Origin of the sequence: Streptomyces sp. NPDC050674 (assembly GCF_040654575.1) — a bacterium.
GTDB lineage: Bacteria > Actinomycetota > Actinomycetes > Streptomycetales > Streptomycetaceae > Streptomyces.
This window is the reverse complement of the sequence record NZ_JBFAIG010000006.1, coordinates 235,281-252,841: the sequence shown is the minus strand read 5'-3', so window position 1 is coordinate 252,841 and position 17,561 is coordinate 235,281. Positions and strand designations below refer to the sequence as shown.

Annotated in this window: 16 protein-coding genes; 3 read left to right on the top strand and 13 right to left on the bottom strand. The window is 71.9% G+C overall.

Going from position 1 to position 17,561, the window contains the following annotated elements:
• Positions 1-3: 3 nt before the first annotated feature.
• Complete coding sequence (locus AB0I06_RS13170; RefSeq protein WP_363118840.1) at positions 4-1,041, bottom strand: hypothetical protein; 1,038 nt, start codon at positions 1,039-1,041, stop codon at positions 4-6.
• Positions 1,042-1,237: 196 nt separating this feature from the next.
• Positions 1,238-3,817, bottom strand: coding sequence for an aminopeptidase N (pepN, locus tag AB0I06_RS13165; protein ID WP_363118839.1), 2,580 nt, complete (start codon positions 3,815-3,817; stop codon positions 1,238-1,240).
• Between the two features lie 137 nt (positions 3,818-3,954).
• Here pepN and AB0I06_RS13160 point away from each other — a divergent pair, with 137 nt between their 5' ends.
• Positions 3,955-4,593 (top strand): DsbA family protein, encoded by a 639-nt coding sequence (locus AB0I06_RS13160; RefSeq protein ID WP_363118838.1) that lies wholly within the window; start codon positions 3,955-3,957, stop codon positions 4,591-4,593.
• A 2-nt stretch (positions 4,594-4,595) separates the two neighbouring features.
• Here AB0I06_RS13160 and AB0I06_RS13155 read toward each other — a convergent pair whose 3' ends face one another.
• The 10 genes from AB0I06_RS13155 to AB0I06_RS13110 are packed head-to-tail and all read right to left on the bottom strand — an operon-like array spanning position 4,596 to position 14,450.
• Complete coding sequence (locus tag AB0I06_RS13155; protein ID WP_363118837.1) at positions 4,596-4,823, bottom strand: hypothetical protein; 228 nt, start codon at positions 4,821-4,823, stop codon at positions 4,596-4,598.
• Entirely contained in the window at positions 4,820-5,848 is a 1,029-nt protein-coding gene (locus AB0I06_RS13150; RefSeq protein ID WP_363118836.1) for a glycerophosphodiester phosphodiesterase family protein, read from the bottom strand. The genes AB0I06_RS13155 and AB0I06_RS13150 overlap by 4 nt, the downstream gene beginning before the upstream one ends.
• Positions 5,849-5,874: 26 nt before the next feature.
• Positions 5,875-7,299, bottom strand: coding sequence for an FGGY-family carbohydrate kinase (locus AB0I06_RS13145; protein WP_363118835.1), 1,425 nt, complete (start codon positions 7,297-7,299; stop codon positions 5,875-5,877).
• Positions 7,300-7,317: 18 nt separating this feature from the next.
• On the bottom strand, positions 7,318-8,349 hold the full coding sequence (locus AB0I06_RS13140; RefSeq protein WP_363118834.1) for a 2-hydroxyacid dehydrogenase: 1,032 nt from the start codon (positions 8,347-8,349) through the stop codon (positions 7,318-7,320).
• The gene (locus AB0I06_RS13135; RefSeq protein ID WP_363118833.1) at positions 8,346-9,434 is read right to left on the bottom strand and encodes an ABC transporter ATP-binding protein; all 1,089 of its coding nucleotides are present in this window, start codon (positions 9,432-9,434) and stop codon (positions 8,346-8,348) included. The genes AB0I06_RS13140 and AB0I06_RS13135 overlap by 4 nt, the downstream gene beginning before the upstream one ends.
• The gene (locus AB0I06_RS13130; RefSeq protein WP_363118832.1) at positions 9,403-10,242 is read right to left on the bottom strand and encodes a DeoR/GlpR family DNA-binding transcription regulator; all 840 of its coding nucleotides are present in this window, start codon (positions 10,240-10,242) and stop codon (positions 9,403-9,405) included. The genes AB0I06_RS13135 and AB0I06_RS13130 overlap by 32 nt, the downstream gene beginning before the upstream one ends.
• The gene (locus tag AB0I06_RS13125; protein ID WP_363118831.1) at positions 10,239-11,330 is read right to left on the bottom strand and encodes an ABC transporter ATP-binding protein; all 1,092 of its coding nucleotides are present in this window, start codon (positions 11,328-11,330) and stop codon (positions 10,239-10,241) included. Before AB0I06_RS13125 ends, AB0I06_RS13130 begins: the two co-directional genes overlap by 4 nt.
• The gene (locus AB0I06_RS13120; RefSeq protein ID WP_363118830.1) at positions 11,327-12,151 is read right to left on the bottom strand and encodes a carbohydrate ABC transporter permease; all 825 of its coding nucleotides are present in this window, start codon (positions 12,149-12,151) and stop codon (positions 11,327-11,329) included. The genes AB0I06_RS13125 and AB0I06_RS13120 overlap by 4 nt, the downstream gene beginning before the upstream one ends.
• The gene (locus tag AB0I06_RS13115; protein WP_363118829.1) at positions 12,148-13,026 is read right to left on the bottom strand and encodes a sugar ABC transporter permease; all 879 of its coding nucleotides are present in this window, start codon (positions 13,024-13,026) and stop codon (positions 12,148-12,150) included. The genes AB0I06_RS13120 and AB0I06_RS13115 overlap by 4 nt, the downstream gene beginning before the upstream one ends.
• Positions 13,027-13,028: 2 nt before the next feature.
• Positions 13,029-14,450, bottom strand: a complete 1,422-nt coding sequence (locus AB0I06_RS13110) for a sugar ABC transporter substrate-binding protein (RefSeq protein ID WP_363118828.1) — start codon at positions 14,448-14,450, stop codon at positions 13,029-13,031.
• Positions 14,451-14,608: 158 nt separating this feature from the next.
• On the opposite strand from AB0I06_RS13110, the gene AB0I06_RS13105 reads away from it, so the two are divergent.
• Together AB0I06_RS13105 and AB0I06_RS13100 are read left to right on the top strand one after the other, a co-directional pair.
• Positions 14,609-16,081: an FGGY-family carbohydrate kinase gene (locus tag AB0I06_RS13105; RefSeq protein WP_363118827.1), complete on the top strand. Its 1,473-nt coding sequence runs from the start codon at positions 14,609-14,611 to the stop codon at positions 16,079-16,081.
• The gene (locus AB0I06_RS13100) at positions 16,078-16,701 is read left to right on the top strand and encodes a histidine phosphatase family protein (RefSeq protein ID WP_363118826.1); all 624 of its coding nucleotides are present in this window, start codon (positions 16,078-16,080) and stop codon (positions 16,699-16,701) included. The genes AB0I06_RS13105 and AB0I06_RS13100 overlap by 4 nt, the downstream gene beginning before the upstream one ends.
• 114 nt (positions 16,702-16,815) lie before the next feature.
• Here AB0I06_RS13100 and AB0I06_RS13095 read toward each other — a convergent pair whose 3' ends face one another.
• Positions 16,816-17,463 carry a superoxide dismutase gene (locus AB0I06_RS13095; RefSeq protein ID WP_363118825.1) on the bottom strand — a complete coding sequence of 216 codons (648 nt, stop codon included), beginning with the start codon at positions 17,461-17,463 and terminating at the stop codon, positions 16,816-16,818.
• Positions 17,464-17,561: the final 98 nt, after the last annotated feature.

The window sequence follows — 17,561 nt, the reverse complement described above, 5'->3', positions numbered from 1 at the left end:
TCACTACCGGGGCAGCACCACGACGTACGCGGCCGGTTCGCGGTCGGCCGAGGCCATCAGGGCCGTGCGGATCACCGTCGCCTGCTGCTCCGGGGAGTCGCGCAGCTTCCTCGGCGTGATGTGGACGACGGTGATGCCGAGCCGCTCCAGGTGCTCGCGCTTGCGGGCGTACTCCGACCACAGGGCGTCGTCGTCCTGCCGGGGCGCCCGGGTGTCGAGTTCCAGCGCGACCGCCTGGTCGGGCCAGTACGCGTCGAGGCCGCCGAGGTAGGGGCCGCCGGGCAGCCGCAGGTCGACGTTCCAGACCGGGTCGGGCAGACCGTACTCGGCGACCATCCGGTACAGACGGTTCTCGGCGATCGCCCGGCCCTCGGCGAGCAGGGAGTCCACCGCGTCCACCACGTGCGGGCGGCTCAGCAGCCGTGCCTGGTTCAGTTCCCGGACCACCGCCGCCGGGTCGCAGTGTCCGCCCCGGACCGCCTCGGTGAGCAGCCGGCGGACGATGCCGGCGTCCGCGAGTTCGGCCACCGCGTCGGCCAGCGCGCGGGCGACCGGCGCCACCGGCACCCCCGTGACCTGCTCGGGATCGGGCATGACGGGCGTGCGGACGATACGCGCGCAGCCCGTGGAGCGCAGCCGCCGCAACCGCGGCACCAGGACGTCGATGGCGTCCAGGGACGGCAGCGGGGGAGTGGAGGAGAAGCCGTGCAGCGTCAGCGCCGCCAGGCCCGTGATCATCACCTCGGGGTAGGCGGCGGCGTGCGGCCGGCCCGCGCCGGGCTGGGCGGGCACCCCGGTGCCGCGCTCCCGCGCCGCGAACATCAGCACCGCGTGCAACCGCTCCTCGCTGGTCGGCGGGCCCGGGTGGAGCAGGACGACGCCGGGGAGGAGCTGCTGCCAGGGGCCACCCGCACGGCACTGCTCGTTCGTCTCGGCCGTGGAGACGCCGTGCGCGCGCAGCTGTGCCGTCGTCATCACACGGGGGCGGCCACCGCCGGACAGGTGCAGCGGGCGGGGGGAGAGCGGGGTGTTGTGGGTCATGACCCGCAATTTCCCGCGTCCCGGCCCCCTTTGAACCGCTGTTACAGGGCCGTCGACAAATACGGACAACCCAGCACTAAAGGACGGATGTTCGGATGCCGAAAGCCCCTGGTCCGTTCGGGTGCGGGCCCGAGGTTACGGCTGACGGGGCATTCATCTCGTAACGAAGGAGGAACGCCCCGATCTCAGGCCAAAGCTACTGGTCAGCGGCCTCGTCGCACGCCTGTCCACGCAACGCCCGTGCCAGATCGTCCCGCGATTCCAGGACCAGCCGCCGCAACGCCGGAGCCGCCTGCTCGTGGGCGGCCAGCCAGGCGTCCGTGGCGTCCAGCGTCTCCTGGGACTGCTGGAGGAAGGGGAACAGGCCCTGCACCACGTGCATCCCGATCTGGATCGACCGCTCGGCCCACACCCGCTCGATCGCCGCGAAGTACTTCCCGGCGTACGGCGCGATCAGCTCGCGCTGCGAGTCCTGCGAGAAGCCCGCGATGGTCGCCTCCACCATGGCGTTGGACAGCGCGTCCGACTCCACGACCTGCGCCCACGCCTGCGCCTTGACCGCCGCGGACGGGCGGGCGGCCAGACAGCGCACGTGGTGGCGCTTGCCCGAGGCCGTGTCGTCCCGCGCCAGCTCCTCGGCCAGCACCTTCTCGTCCACGGCCCCGTGCGCGGCCAGCGGCTCCAGGAACGCCCAGCGCAGCTCCTGGTCCAGGTCGAGGCCCTCGACCGTCGCCGTGCCCGCGAGCAGGTCCCGCAGCAGCTCGAAGTCGGCCTCGGAGGTGGCCGTCCGGGCGAAGAACCGCGCCCAGGCGAGCTGGTGCTCACCGCCCGCCCCGGCCGCGTACAGCTCGCGCCGGGCGCCCTCGGCGAGCAGCCGGGCGGCGCTCTCGCGCCGGGCGGGCGCTGTGTAGTGGGTGACCGCCGACCCGGCCCACGCGTGCAGCATCTGCACCACGCCGATCTCGGACTCGCGCCCGCCGAAGCGCAGCACCAGGTCCACGAAGTCCCGCGCCGGGAGCAGCGCGTCACGCGTCATGTTCCACAGCGCCGACCAGCACAGGGCGCGCGCCAGCGGGTCGGTGACCGCTCCCAGGTGCTCGCGCAGGGTCGCCAGGGAGGTCTCGTCGAAGCGGATCTTGCAGTAGGTCAGGTCGTCGTCGTTGACCAGGACCAGGTCCGGGGCGTCGGCTCCGGCCAGGCCGGCCACGACCGTACGGGGGCCGTCGACGTCGGTCTCCACGCGCGCGTACCGCTCCAGCGCCCCGTCGCCCGTCACCCGGTACAGGCCCACCGCCACCCGGTGCGGGCGCAGTTCGGGGTGTGACTCGGCCGCCTCCTGCACCACCGCCAGCTCCTCGACGCGGCCGTCAGCGCCGAGCAGCACCTGCGGCGTCAGCGCGTTCACCCCGGCCGTCTGAAGCCAGGACCGCGACCAGGCGCTCATGTCCCGGCCGCTGGTCTCCCCCAGCACCGACAGCAGGTCCGCCAGGCGCGTGTTGCCGTACGCGTGCCGCTTGAAGTAGCGCCGGGCGCCCTCCAGGAACGCCTCCTCGCCGACGTACGCCACGAGCTGCTTCAGCACCGACGCGCCCTTGGCGTACGTGATGCCGTCGAAGTTGAGCTTGGCGTCCTGGAGGTCGCGGATGTCGGCCGTGATCGGGTGTGTCGAGGGCAGCTGGTCGGCGCGGTACGCCCAGGCCTTGCGGCGGTTGGCGAAGGTGATCCAGCCGTTCTTGAAGCGCGTCGCGCCGACGAGCGAGAACTCGCCCATGAAGTCCGCGAAGGACTCCTTCAGCCACAGGTCGTCCCACCACTCCATGGTGACCAGGTCGCCGAACCACATGTGCGCCATCTCGTGCAGGATGACGTTGGCCCGCGCCTCGTAGGACGCCTGCGTCACCTTCCCGCGGAAGATGTACTCCTCGCGGAACGTCACCAGCCCCGGGTTCTCCATCGCCCCCAGGTTGTACTCGGGCACGAACGCCTGGTCGTACTTGCCGAAGGGGTACGGGAAGTCGAAGTGGTCGTGGAAGAAGTCCAGGCCCTGCTTGGTGACCAGGAAGACGTCGTCGGCGTCGAAGTAGGGCGCGAGGGCCTTGCGGCACAGGGCGCCGAGCGGGATCCGAAGCGTCGTGCCGTCCGCGAAGGTGCGCGTGTAGGAGTCCGTCACGTGGTGGTACGGGCCCGCCACCACACAGGTGATGTACGTCGAGATCGGCTTGGTCTCGGCGAACCGCCACACCCCGTCGGTCTGCTCGCCCACCCCGTTGCTCCACACCGTCCAGCCCTCGGGGGCGCGCACCTCGAAGCGGTAGGGGGCCTTGAGGTCGGGCTGCTCGAAGTTCGCGAAGACCCGGCGGGAGTCGGCCGGCTCGTACTGGGTGTACAGGTACACCTCGCCGTCCTCGGGGTCGACGAAGCGGTGCAGGCCCTCACCGGTGCGGGAGTAGGCGCAGCGGGCGTCGACCGCCAGCTCGTTGTCCGCGGCCAGGTCCTCCAGGGCGATCCGGGAGCCGTCGAAGACCTCACCGGGGTCCAGATCACGGCCGTTGAGTGAGACGGCCGTCACACTCGGCGCGATGAGGTCGGCGAAGGTGCTCGCCCCGGGCTCGTTGCAGCGGAAGCGGATCGTCGTGACGGAGCGGAAGGTGCGGGGCCCGTCCCCCCGGTCCTCACCGACCGCGGACCGCAGGTCGAGGGACACCTCGTACCCGTCGACGCTCAGCAGGGCGGCCCTCTCCCGGGCCTCGTCGCGGGACAGATTCTCACCGGGCACGGGCGGCACTCCTCAGGTGTCGTGGGGTACGGCTGAACAGGACCGATCCTGCCACGCGCACCTGACACGGGTCAGCCGGGAATGACGGCAGCGCGTACCGGTGTTGCCCGAGAAACGGTTCCCTCACGAGGAGAGACATGTCGGACAAGACCCCCGTCGACTTCTGGTTCGACCCGCTGTGCCCGTGGGCCTGGATGACCTCCCGCTGGGTGCTGGAGGTGGAGAAGGTCAGGGACATCGAGGTGCGCTGGCATGTCATGAGCCTCGCCGTCCTCAACGAGGACAAGCTGGACGAGCTGCCCGAGGAGTACCGCGAGCTGCTGGAGACCAAGGCGTGGGGCCCCGTCCGGGTCGTCATAGCCGCGCAGCAGGAGCACGGTCCCGAGATCCTCGGCGACTTCTACACCGCGCTCGGCACCCGCATCCACAACCGGGACGAGGGCCCCGGCAAGGAGACGGTCGCCGCCGCGCTGAAGGACGTGGGCCTGCCGGAGTCCCTCCTGGAGCACTGGGACTCCACCCCGTACGAGGCGGAGCTGCGTGCCTCCCACAAGGAGGGCATCGACAAGGTCGGGCAGGACGTGGGCACCCCCGTCATCGCCGTGCCCGGCCCCGACGGCGCGCAGATCGCCTTCTTCGGCCCGGTCGTCACCCCGGCCCCGCAGGGCGAGGAGGCCGGCCGCCTGTGGGACGGCACCCTCGCCGTGGCCTCGGTCCCCGGCTTCTACGAGATCAAGCGCAGCCGCACCAAGGGCCCGGACTTCTCCAACCTGTAGACTCATCCGGCGGGGGCGGCCTGGATCTTCAGCTCCTCCGGGAGCAGGCCGTCCTCGCCGCGGTTGAGGTAGCGCTGGTACCACCGGCAGCCGACCGCGGTGCAGCGCCAGTAGTCGTCCACGAAGTGCCCGGCTCCCTTCTCCGCCCTGACCGCCGCCCGCTCGGCGGCGTTGAACATCCTGAAGTCCTGCATGGTGCCGCAGGTCCGGCACGCCCGGCTCACCGTCATCCGCTCCTCCTCGCGATCACCGCCAGGTCCGGGAAGTCGGTGACGACCGCATCGACCCCCATGCGGTAGTACAGCGCGTATTCCGCGAACGCGTCCCCGAAATCGTTCGCTCCGCTCCCGCGCCGGAACCGCTCCGGCAGGAACTGGTTCTCCGCGCGGAAGGTGTACGGCCCGATCCGCAGCCCCGCCGCGTGCGCGTCCGCGACGAGGCTCGTGCCGGCGACCGAGGACTTGTCCGGCCCGATCCAGTCCGCGTACCGCGCGATCTCCGCCAGGCCCGCCGGCGTCATCATGTCCCGGTAGGTCGTCGAAGGCAGGTCGTACGGCCCGCCCGTCGTCCCCAGCGCCTGCCACAGCGGTACGTCCAGATCCGTCATGCGCTTGAGGCTCGTCGGCTCGAAGGACTGCACGACGCACTCGCGCCGGCCGAGCCGGTTGCGGCGGATCGCGGCCTCGAGCCTCGGCTCCAGCGGCAGGCCGATCGAGCGGAAGTACGTGGGGTGCTTGGTCTCCGGGAAGACGGCGACCGTCCGGCCGTGCTCCCGCGACAGCCGCCGCGCCAGGTCCACGACCTCCTGGAAGGTCATGACCTCCGCGCGCCCGTCGAAGACGGTGTTGCGGTTGCGGACCTGCGGCAGCCGCTCCACCGCCCGCAGCGTCTTCAGCTCGGCCAGCGTGAAGTCCTCCGTGAACCAGCCGGTGACGGCCCGCCCGTCGACCGTCTTCGTCGTCCGGCGGCCCTCGAACTCCGGCCGGCGGGCCACGTCCGTCGTCTGGGAGATCTCGTTCTCGTGCCGGACCACCAGCACATGGTCCTTCGTCGGCACCAGGTCCGGCTCGATCCAGTCGGCACCGGTCTGCACGGCGTAGGTGTACGAGGCTTCCGTGTGCTCCGGGCGCCAGCCGGCCGCGCCGCGGTGACCGATGACGACCGGGCCGCCCCTCGCGGGTCCGGCCGCCGCCGGGGCGGCAGCGGCGGGTCCCGCGGCCGCCGCGAGGAGGAGGGATCTGCGTCCGAGCCGCATGCGACTCCCTTCGGTCGAGGGCAAGTTCACCGACGGGCCCGGGTCCGGGCCTCGCAGAGCCGTTCCAGGTGCTCCCCATAGCCCCGCGTGTACAAAGCGGCCCGGTCCGGATCGGGCTCGACGACCGCCGTCGGCCGGGTCCAGGCCCGCGCGTCCAGGCCGGCCCCGTACCGCTCGGCCGCCGCCAGGACCGCGCCCCGCGCGCCCACCTCGCCCTCGACGACCCGCAGCGGCCGGCCCAGCACATCGGCCAGCAGCCGCATCCAGGCGGAGCTGCGGGTGCCGCCGCCGCACACGGCCAGGCTCCCGGTCAGGCCCGCCGCCTCCAGGCAGTGCCGGGCCGCGTACCCGATGCCCTCGCAGGTGGCGCGGACCAGGTCGCCCCGGGTGGACTCCAGAGACACGCCGGTGAGCTCGGCGCGCAGCCGGGGCTCCACGAAGGGCGCGCGTTCCCCGGAGGGCGCGAAGTACGGCAGCACCCGCACGCCGTGCGCGCCCGGCGGCGTCCCGGCGAGCAGGCCGTCCACCTCCTCGTGCCGCACCCCCGTCGTCGACAGCACCCAGTCCAGCGCCGCCGTGCCGACCATGGCCGGCATGGCACGCAGCCAGTGCCCGGGCCGGTCGGTGGAGATGTACAGGCCGGCCGGTTCCCCGGTCAGGTCCAGCTCGGTCGTGGCGACCAGGCCGGCCAGACAGGTGCCGACGATCAGCAGTCCGTCCCCCGGGGACGTCACCCCGGCGCCCAGCGCACAGGCCGGCAGGTCGTACGGGCCGTTGGCGATCCGGGTCCCGGACGGCAGACCCTCGCCCAGCGCCTCGGCCGTCGCGACAGGGTCGCTGACCGGGGCGAGCAGGCCCCGGCGGTGCGCGAGCCCCAGCAGCTCCACGACCTCCTCGTCGTAGGTCCGGGTCCGCGGGTCGAGGAACGGCATCGACGCGTCCGACACGTCCGTCGCCGGACCGGCCCCGGTCAGCCGCTGGAACACCACGTCCTTGCAGTACAGGGCGGCCCGTGCGGCGTCCAGCGCCTTCGGTTCGTGCCGGTCGAGCCAGGCCAGCAACGGGCCCGGGCAGCCCGGGAACATGGCGCCGCCCGTCCGCCGGAACACCGACTCGAAGGTGCCGTCCGCCAGCCACCGGTCGACCAGTTCGTGCGCCCGTCCGTCCATCCAGGAGGCCGCCGCCCGCACCGGCCGCCCCTGCGCGTCGACCAGCCACACCCCGTCGCCCTGGCCCGTGAGCCCGGCCAGTTCGACCGGCCCCGGCACCCGTGCGGTGACCTCGTCGAGCACGGCCACGACCGCCCCGTACACCTCCTCCATGTCCTGCTCGACGACTCCGTCGTGCAGGGAGAGGTTCACCGGGCGTAAGGCCACGGCGAGTTCACGGCCCGCGGCGTCGAAGGCCGCCGCCTTGACCATGGACGTGCCCACATCGATCCCCACGTACATGCGGCTCTCCTCCCGGTCTCAGGTCAGACAGTGCGCGAGCGGCTCCCCGCGCACCCAGCGGCCCACCTCTTCCGCGGCGATCCGCGCCGCCTTCTCGGCGACGGCCCGAGAGGCCCCGCCCAGGTGCGGGGTGAGCACCACCCGGTCGGCGAGTCCCAGCAGCCGGGACTGCGAGGGGAGCGGCTCCTGCTCGTAGGTGTCGAGGGCCGCCGCGGACACCCGGCCGCTCTCCAGCGCGTCGCACAGCGCGCCCTCGTCCAGCAGCGGGCCCCGGGCCACGTTCACCACCACCGCCCCGGACGGCAGCAGGGCCAGCTCGCGGGCGCCGATCAGCCCCCGGGTCTCCGGGGTGAGCCGGGCGTGCAGGGTGATCACCCGGGAGCGGCGCAGGAGGTCGTCGAGCGACGTCACGCGCAGACCGTGGATCTCGCCGTGCACATACGGGTCGTACACCATCACCCGCGCCCCGAACGCGCACAGCACGCGCGCCACCCGGCTGCCGACGGCCCCGTACCCGACCAGTCCGATCGGCAGGTCCTCCAGCTCCAGTCCGCTGTGTTCGTACGTGTAGTACGTCGCCCCCTCCCAGCTGCCCCGCCGGACGAGCGGGTCGTGGGCCTGGGGGATGCGGCGCAGGGCGGCCAGCATCAGGCCGACGGTGAACTCGGCGGTGGCGGCGGCGTTGCGGCCCGGCGCGAAGCACACCCGCACGTCACGCTCCCTTGCCGCGTCGAGGTTGACGTTGACCGGTCCGCCCCGGCAGACCACGACCAGCCTCAGATCCGGGCAGGCGGCGAGGACCTTCTCCGTCACCGGGCCCATCTGCGTGACCAGGACCTCCGCCCCGGCCAGCGCCTCGATCATCGCGTCCTCGGCGTCACTGGCCTCCCGCACCTCGGCGACCGGCCCGAACGGCTCCAGCGGCCAGCCGAGCCGCAGCTGCCTGACGTCGGCCCGCTCCACCTCGTGCTCCACCGCCCGTGAGATCAGCGAGGGCAGGACGAAGTGATCACCGGCGGCCACGACGCGCACGCTGTTCACGTCAGTCATCGCAAGGAAACTCCCGTCTCGGCGTCGAAGACATGGGTGTGCCCGGGGTCGGCGGCGACCCGGACCCGTTCGTCGTGCGTGAGCCGCACCTCGGGGTCGGTCAGGACGACCAGATGCCGTTCGACCCCGTCGAGGGCGAGGGTCGCAAGGCCCCACTCCAGCAGCGGCTCGTGGGCCACGACCCGGGCGGGCAGGCCGCCTTCGCCGGTGAGGCGGACGTCCTCGGGGCGGACCCCGGCCACCACCTCACGGCCTCGCTCGACCGGCACGGGCAGGGCGAGGCGCACCGTGTCCGAGAGGCGGGCGTGACCGTCGCCGTCGGCGATGCCGGGCAGCAGGGTGACGGCGGGCTCGCCCACGAAGTCCGCCACGAACACGTTGGCCGGGCTGTCGTAGATCTCGTAGGGGGTGCCGAGCTGCTGGATGACGCCGTCCTTCATCACGGCGATCCGGTCGGCGAGGGAGAGGGCCTCCTCCTGGTCGTGGGTGACCAGGATGGTGGTGTGGCCCAAGTCCTTCTGGATGCGCTTCAGTTCGCGGCGCGTGGTGTCCCGCTGGGCCGCGTCCAGGTGGGAGAGCGGCTCGTCGAGGAGCAGCACGTCCGGCTCGCGGATCAGGGCCCGGGCCAGCGACACGCGCTGCTTCTGGCCGCTGGAGAGGCCGGCCGGGCGGGCGTCGAGGAGGCCGGTAAGACCGACCCGCTCGGCGATCTCCTTCACCCTGCGGTCGACGTCCCGGCGGTCGGCCCTCCTGCGGGCCTTCAGACCGAACGCCAGGTTCTCCGCGACCGACAGCGGCGGGTACAGGGCGTAGTTCTCGAACGCGACGCCCATGTTCCGCTGCCGCGCGGGCCGTTCGACGACCGAGGAGCCACCGACCAGGATGTCCCCGCCGGTGACGGACTCCAGACCGGCGATCATCCGTAACGTGGTCGACTTGCCGCAGCCGGACGGCCCGAGCAGCCCGAGCAGCTCCCCGGAGCGCAGGTTCAGGTCGATGCCGCGCACGGCGTCCACGGAGGGCCGCCCGCGCACCCGGTAGGTCTTGCGCAGCTCACGTAGCTCCAGTCCCGTTCCGCTCGCCATGGCCGCCGCCCTTCGTCGCGCAAACCTCGTAACGGACCTTGTGCTCGTCCAGATCCCGCAGTGCCTCCGGTGCCGCCCCGTCGTCCACGAGGACCGTGTCGAAGCGGGACAGCGGGACGACCCGGTGCAGGGCGACCCGGCCGAGCTTGGTGTGGTCGATCAGCAGGACGTTGCGTGCCGCCGCGTCGAGCATCGCCCGCTTCACGGACACGATGTGCTGCTCCTGGTGGTACGCGTATCCCCCGTGCACGGCCGACGTCGACGCGAAGCACACATCCACCCGGAGCTGCTCGACCGCCTCCACGCACGACACCCCGAGGAACGAGGAGTGCAGCGGGTCGTAGTCGCCGCCGAGCGCCATCAGGTGGATGCCCCGCTGGTCGGAGAGGAGGTTGATGGCCTCCAGGAAGTTGGTCACCACCGTCAGCGGTGTCACCTCGGCGGTGCGCAGCGCTCTGGCTATCTCCAGGGCGGACGTGGAGTCGTCCAGCAGGATCGCCATCCCGGGCTCCACCATCCGCAGCGCGTGCTCGGCGACGGCCGCCTTCTCGGCCCGCATGGTCTTCAGCCGGTACTGCACGTTCGACTCGAAGACCCCCGACGGCTGCGCGGTCACCCCGCCCCGGAACTTGCGTACGATGCCCTGCCGTTCGAGCTCGTCGAGGTCCCGGTGGATCGTCATCAGGCTCACCCCGAACCGCTCGGCGAGCTCCGCCGCCGTCGCCGAGCCGTCGGCCAGCACCTGCTCGGCCATGGCCGCCTGGCGTGCCGCGGGCCCCTGCGCTCCACCACTGCTGTTGCCGCTCATGGCTGTGTCTCTATCCGTCGTCCCGGTCGCTCCGGCCGGTCGGCCTCGAACAGCAGCAGGTTCTCAGGCCGGACCACCAGCCGTACCGGATCGTCCGGACGAAGGCGTGCCGCGTCCGACCTGGGCGCCACCAGCGACACCCGCCGCTGTCCGGTCCCGAGCCGGACGGTGACCTCGACGGACCGTCCGAGCACCTCGGTGACGTACACGGTCCCGCTCAGCTCGTGGCCCTGGCCGCCGTGCAGGGCGAGGTCCCGGGGCCGGATGCCGACCAGCACCTGCGTGCCGGGGGCGGCCCGTGCGCGGACCGGCAGCCCGATCCCGCCGTCCGACCGCACCCCGCTCTCCGTCACCACGCCCGGCAGCAGATTGATCCGGGGCCGGCCGAAGGCCCGCGCGACCTCGGTGTCCCACGGCCGGTACCAGATCTCCTCCCGGGTGCCGGTCTGCACGATCCTGCCCTCCCGGATGACCCCGATCCGGTCGCCGAGGGCGAGCGCCTCGACCGAGTCGTGGGTGACGTACAGGGTGGTGGTGTGCTGCACGGCCCCGATGGCCTTCAGCTCGGCCCGCATCTGCTGGCGGAGTTTGGCGTCGAGGTGGGAGAGCGGCTCGTCGAGCAGGAAGGCCCGGGCGGGGCGGACCAGGACCCGGCCGAGGGCGACGCGCTGCCGCTGGCCGTTGGACAACCGGCCCACGGGCCGGTCCAGCAGCCCCGAGATGCCGAGCAGTTCGGCGATGGCGCCGATCCGCTGCCGGGCCTCGGCGGCGGGCAGCCGGTGCCGGGGCGAGCGCAGCGGTGAGGCGAGGTTGTCGTAGGCCGAGCGGTGCGGGTAGAGGGCGTAGCTCTCGAAGCACATGGCCACGCCCCGGTCGTAGGGCTCGACGTCCCGCACGTCCCTGCCGTCGAGCAGGACGGTCCCGGAGTCGGGCGGCTCGAGCCCGGCGATCGTCTTGAGCGTGGTCGTCTTGCCGGCCCCGGACGGGCCCAGCAGGCAGAAGAACTCGCCCTCCGCCACCTCCAGTTCGAGCCCGTCGAGTGCGACGGTCCTCCCGTACGCCTTCCGAATCCCGCTCAGCCGGATCACGACTTCACCGCCCCGAACGACAGGCCCCGCACCAGGTACCGCTGGATGGTCAGGGCCAGCAGCAGCGGCGGTACGACGGAGACGAGCGCGGCGGCGGCCGTCAGGTTGTACTTGGGCCGGTCACCGCCGAGGAACGACAGGGCGCCCACGGTCACCGTCTGGGCCTCGTTGGAGGTGAGGATCAGCGGGAAGACGAAGTTGTTCCAGGCGAAGATGAACGCCAGCAGCGACACGGCCGCGATGCCCGGTTTGACCAGCGGCAGCGCCACCTTGAAGAACGCCTGCTTGCGGGTGTAGCCGTCCAGCAGGGCGGCCTGCTCCAGCTCCGGCGTCAGGTCGGCGAAGTACGACCGCATGATCCACACCACCAGCGGCAGCGTGACCAGTTGCAGCACCCACACCATGCCGACGTACGTGTCGAAGAGACCGAGCTTCTGGTACAGCACGAACAGCGGGATGATCACGGTCAGTTCGGGTGCGAAGCGGAACGACAGCAGGGTGAACATCAGGTTCTCGGAGCCCTTGAACCGCCACCGCGCCGACGCGTACGCGGCCGGCAGCCCCACCACCAGCGACAGTGCGACCGCCCCGACCGACACCACCAGGCTGTTGACGAAGAACCGCACGAACGGGATGCCCTCGCTGTCGCCGAGGACCGTCCGGTAGCCGTCTAGGGTCGGGGAGAAGGAGAAGTAGGTCGAGAAGAGCTGGTCCGCCGGTTTCAGCGACAGGATCACCATCCAGGCGATCGGGAACAGCGCGAAGACGAAGTAGAGGACCAGGGCGGCGTCGCCCAGCCATCCCAGGACGCGTTTGTTCATGTGGTGACCTCCGCGGCCTTCCGCTGGATCTTCCCCAGGTGCTTCACCAGCACCATCGCGGCCAGGTACACCACGGCCCACAGCACGACCGTGTAGGAGATCCCGAAGGAGTAGCGCTGGAAGCGGATGGCCTCCAGGTACGCCCGGATCTGGAGCACGACGGTCGAGTCACCCGGCCCGCCCTCGGTCAGGGCGTAGATGATGTCGAAGACCTTCAGCGAGTCCATGAACCGGAAGATCACCGCGACCAGGACGTACGGCCACAGCATCGGCAGGGTCAGCCGGCGGAAGGTGTACCACCACCCCGCGCCGTCCACGGCCGCCGCCTCGAACGGGGAGGCGGGCAGCGACCGCAGACCGGCCAGGGCGAGGATCGCCACGAACGGCGTGTAGACCCACACGTCCACGGCGATCGACGACAGCAGCGCGCCCGTCGGGGTGTCGGTCCACTGCACCCCGCCCAGCCCGAAGGGCTTAAGCAGGTGGTTGACCACCCCGACCGACGGCTGGAGCATCAGCTTCCAGATGATCGCCGCGATCACCGGAGCGATCATCAGGGGCAGGATCAGGATCTTCTCCAGCACCCGGCCGATCAGGGTGGACCGGTGCAGCAGCAGGGCGACGGCCACGCCGAGCACCGTCTCCGCCAGGGCCGCCCCGACCGCGTACAGCACCGTCACCCAGGCCGAGTTCCAGAACGCCTCCTGGGTGAAGACGGTGGTGTAGTTCTCGAACCGCACCATGTCCGGCTGCGGTTTGCTCGCCGAGAAGTCGAAGAGCGTGTAGTACAGCCCCAGCCCGAAGGGGTAGAGGATCCCGCAGGTCAGCAGCAGGGCCGGGACGATCAGGAGGTACGGCCGCAGCGCGAGCCGCACGGCTAGCCCACCTTGCCGGCGAGGTCGTCCGCCAGCCCGTCCAGGACGGACTTCGCGCCCTGGCCGCCGTAGATCTCCTGGAGGGCCGCGGCCCAGCTCGTCGTCGCGTCGAAGAACTGCGCCTGCGGGGTGAACTGGATCTTCGTCTGGTCGACGACCGTCTCGAAGGTCTCCAGGAAGCCCGGCAGGTGCCGCATCTTGTCCTTGTAGGCGGCGTCCTCGGCGACCGACCTGCGCACCGGGTCGATGTGGTTGTGCCTGATGGCGCTCCTGCGCAGGTGCTCCTTGCCGGTCGCCCACTGAAGGAACAGCCAACTGGCGCTCTTCTTCCTGCTCCTGGCGTTCATGCCGAGCGACCAGATCCACATGTTGGTGGCGAGCGAGCCGTCCGGCCCCTTCGGCCCCGGGTGGAAGGCGATCTTCCCGGAGGCGGGGCTCGCGCCCTTCACCGCCTGGAAGTAGGCGGCCGTGTCGGCGTCGAACAGCATCCCGGCCTTCTTCGCGCCCAGGTCGCTGGAGCACTGGTACCAGGTGTAGGAGGTCCACGAGGGCGGCCCGCCCTGCTTCACCATCCGCGCCCAGTCCTCGGTGAAGGCCACGGCCTCGGGGCTGTTCATGGCGGGCGTGAGCTTCCCGCCGTCGACGGTGAAGTCCTTCAGCCCGTTGCGGGCGTACATCGTCATGAAGCCGGGGTGGATGGTGGCCCAGCTCCGCGACCCGCGCACGGCGATCCCGTACATCCCGTCGAACCCGGCGCCCGGCGCCTTGCGCTTGATGGTGCCGGCGAGTTCGGCCAGCTCGTCGAAGGTGTCGGCCGGTTTCACGCCGAGCTTGCGGAACACCTCGGTGTTGTAGGCGACGACGTTGGTCTCCCAGCCCCACGGCAGCGCGTACTGCCCGCCCTGCCCCAGCGGCGCGCCCGCCTTCAGTGACCACTGGTCGGCCTGGAGGAGGTTGGGGAAGAAGTCCGCCTGGTCCCATTCGGCGCCCGTGGCCGAGGAGTTGCGCATCCAGGGCCCGAGGTCCTCCAGCCAGCCCGGCGGCCCGTACTGCCACACCATGTACGCGCCGAGCATGAAGACGTCGTAGGAGGCACGGCCGCTGGACAGGTCCACGGTGAGCTTGTCGAAGTAATTGTCCTCGGGGAAGACGTCGTACTCGACCTCGATGCCGGTCCGCGCGGTGAACGACTTCAGGTCGGCGATGAGGGCGTCGGTGTACGGGTGCTTGTTGAGCAGGGCTTTGACGGTGGTGCCCTTCTCCCGCTTCCAGTCGAAGGAACCGGTGACGTCGTCCGCCGCCGAGCCGTCGCCCTTGTCCTCGTTCCCGCCGAAACCGGCGCCGCAGGCCGTCAGCAGCGGGGCCGCGGCCGCCCCGGCGGCGAGGGCGAGGAAGCGCCGGCGGTCGTGCAGGTGCGTGTCCATCCGTACCTCCGCGTGGAGCCTGGTCAACACGTCGAGTCGTGACTCGTCAACAGAGCGTGGAACGGCTGAAGTTGGGCGTCAATCCCTCGCGCACGGGAAAATATCGGGGCACAGTGAGAAGTTCACAGATCCGGCTGCGACGGCACGGGAGGTTCCGGATGGTGGACGAGGGTGCGGGCTGGCTGGGTGTGGACCTGGGCACGCAGAGCGTCCGCGTGCTGCTCGTCACCGCCGACGGCACGGTTCTCGGCAGCGGATCGGCCCCGCTGACCGGGCGGCGGGAGGGGGTGCGGCACGAGCAGGACCCGCTGCGCTGGTGGGCGGCGCTGTGCACGGCGTCCCGGACGGCCCTCGGCTCCGCGCCCCCGGGCCTGGAGGTCGCCGGACTCGCGGTGTGCGGCACCTCCGGCACGGTGCTGCTCACGGACCGTTCGGGCCGCCCCGTGAGCCCCGCCCTGATGTACGACGACGGACGGGCGAAGGCACAGGCCGCGCGGGCCCGCGAGGCGGGACTCGCCGTCCAGGACACCTGGGCCCTGCCGAAAGCGCTGTGGCTGCTCGGGGAGTATGGCGGCACCTCGGTGCGCCTGGCCCACCAGCCCGACCTGATCGTCTCCCGGCTCACGGGCGAACCGCCCCCGGCCGATGCCAGCCATGCCCTGAAGACGGGCTACGACGTGGAGGGCGATCGCTGGCCCGAGGCGGCCCTGTCCGAACTGGGCGTGCCGGACGACCTGTTGCCCGGTGTCGTCCGCCCGGGGACGCGCCTGGGCGAGGTCTGCCCGGCCGCGGCCGACGCCACCGGCATCCCCGCCGGCACGCCGGTGTTCGCCGGGATGACCGACGGCTGCGCGGCCCAGATCGCCTCGGGCGCGCTGCGGCCCGGCTCATGGAACTCCGTGCTCGGCACCACGCTCGTGCTCAAGGGCGCCGCCCGCGACCCGGTGCGCGACCCCACCGCGGTGGTCTACAACCACCGTGCCCCGGACGGCACCTGGCTGCCCGGCGGGGCGTCGAGCGTCGGAGCCGGAGCACTCGCCGCCCGCTTCCCGCACGCCGACCCCGCCGCCATGGACGCAGCGGCCAGGGCGTTCGAACCGTCGAGTGCGATCGCCTACCCCCTGGTCTCGCCGGGCGAGCGGTTCCCGTTCCGGGCACCCGAGGCGACCGCGTTCGTCCTCGGAGACCCGGCGGGCGACGCCGACCTGTGGGCCGCGCTGCTCCAGGGCGTGGGCTTCGCCGAACGCCTGTGCCTGGACTACCTCCACCACCTCGGCGCCCCTGTCGACGGCCCGCTCACCTTCACGGGCGGCGGCGCCCGCAGCCCGTACTGGAACCAGCTGCGCGCCGACATCCTGGGCCGCCCGGCCCGGGTGCCCGAGCAGACGGAACCGGCCCTCGGCATGGCGGTCCTGGCCGCGTACGGGGCGTCCCGGGCCGGTGCGCTCGCGGACGTCGCCGAGCGCATGGTCCGCGTCCGGGCCGTCCTGGAACCCCGCCCGGGCCGCACGGCGGTCTTCGCCGAGCCGTACGCGCGGCTCGTCGGCGCCCTGCGGGAACGCGGCTGGCTGCCCGGCCCGGTCGCCGCGCACGCCCTCGGCCCGCTGAGCCGGGATACTTCCGGGTCATGAGTACGACCCTTCTGCTGGTCCGGCACGGACAGACCGTCTGGCACGCCGAGAACCGCTACGCCGGCATCAGCGACATCGACCTCACCGACACCGGCCGCGCCCAGGCCGAGGCCCTGGGCCGGTGGGCCGCCGCCCACCCGGTCGACGCGATCTGGACGTCCCCGCTGTCCCGGGCCGTCGCCACCGCCGAGCCCGCCTGCCGCGCCCTCGGCCTCACCTCACAGAGCGAACCCCACCTGCGGGAATGCGACTTCGGTGTGCTGGAGGGCCGTACGCTCGCCGAGTTCGAGACCGAGGACCCGGAGTGGGCCGCGGCCTACCGCGCCGACCCGGTGGCGCACTCCTTCCCCGGCGCCGAGGACCCGCCGGCGGCGGCGGCCCGCGGGGTGCGCGCCCTGCGGGACATCGCGGCCGCCCACCCGGGCCGGCGCGTCCTGGTCGTCGCCCACAACACCCTGCTGCGGCTGGTGCTGTGCACGCTGCTGTCGATCCCCCTGAGCGAGTACCGCAGGCTGCTCCCGCGGCTGCGCAACGCGGCGATCAGCGAACTGCGCATGCACCCCGACGGCTCCGCCGCGCTCCTGTCGCTCAACGTGCCGTGCGAGGCGGATGTGCCGTAGCGCCGAGGGGAAACCCCCGCGAGTCACGTCCTCGCGGGGGTTTCCTTCCTTCCGCCTGCCGTGCGTGAAAGGTGAGAAGACGATCACGAGGCAGGACGCTTCACGCGGCCCTCGTCACGGCGCCGGCAGCAGCACGTCCGCCCGGGACTTGGCCGCCTCGTAACGCCGGGCCACGTCCTGCCAGTTGACGACCTGCCACATCGCCTCGACGAAGTCGGCCTTCTGGTTCTTGTACTGGAGGTAGAAGGCGTGCTCCCAGGCGTCGAAGACGAGGATCGGGGTGGCGCCCTGGCCGACGTTGCCCTGGTGGTCGTAGACCTGCTCCACGATCAGCCGCCCGCTCAGCGGCTCGTGGGCGAGCACGCCCCAGCCCGAACCCTGCGTGGTGGCCGACGCCTTGGACAGCTGTGCCTTGAAGCGCGCGAAGGACCCGAAGGACTCGGTGATCGCGTCCGCGAGCTCCCCCGCCCCGTCCTGCGCCAGCGGCTCGCCGCCCCCGTCCTTCGGGCCGGTCATGTTCTGCCAGTAGATGCTGTGCAGGATGTGCCCGGACAGGTGGAAGGCCAGGTTCTTCTCCAGCCCGTTGACCGACCCCCACGTCTCCTTGTCCCGCGCCTCGGCCAGCTGCTCCAGCGCGTCGTTGGCGCCCTTCACATAGGCGGCGTGGTGCTTGTCGTGATGCAGCTCGATGATCTCGGGGCTGATCACGGGGGCGAGCGCGGAGTAGTCGTAGGGCAGTTCGGGCAGCGTGTAGACGGGCATGGGCGGGATCCCCTCCGGACCTCTTATTGCAACTTACTTGCAACTGCACGCTAGCAGCAAGAGATGGTCGAGGCGGGCCGGGCACGCGAAAGGCCCCC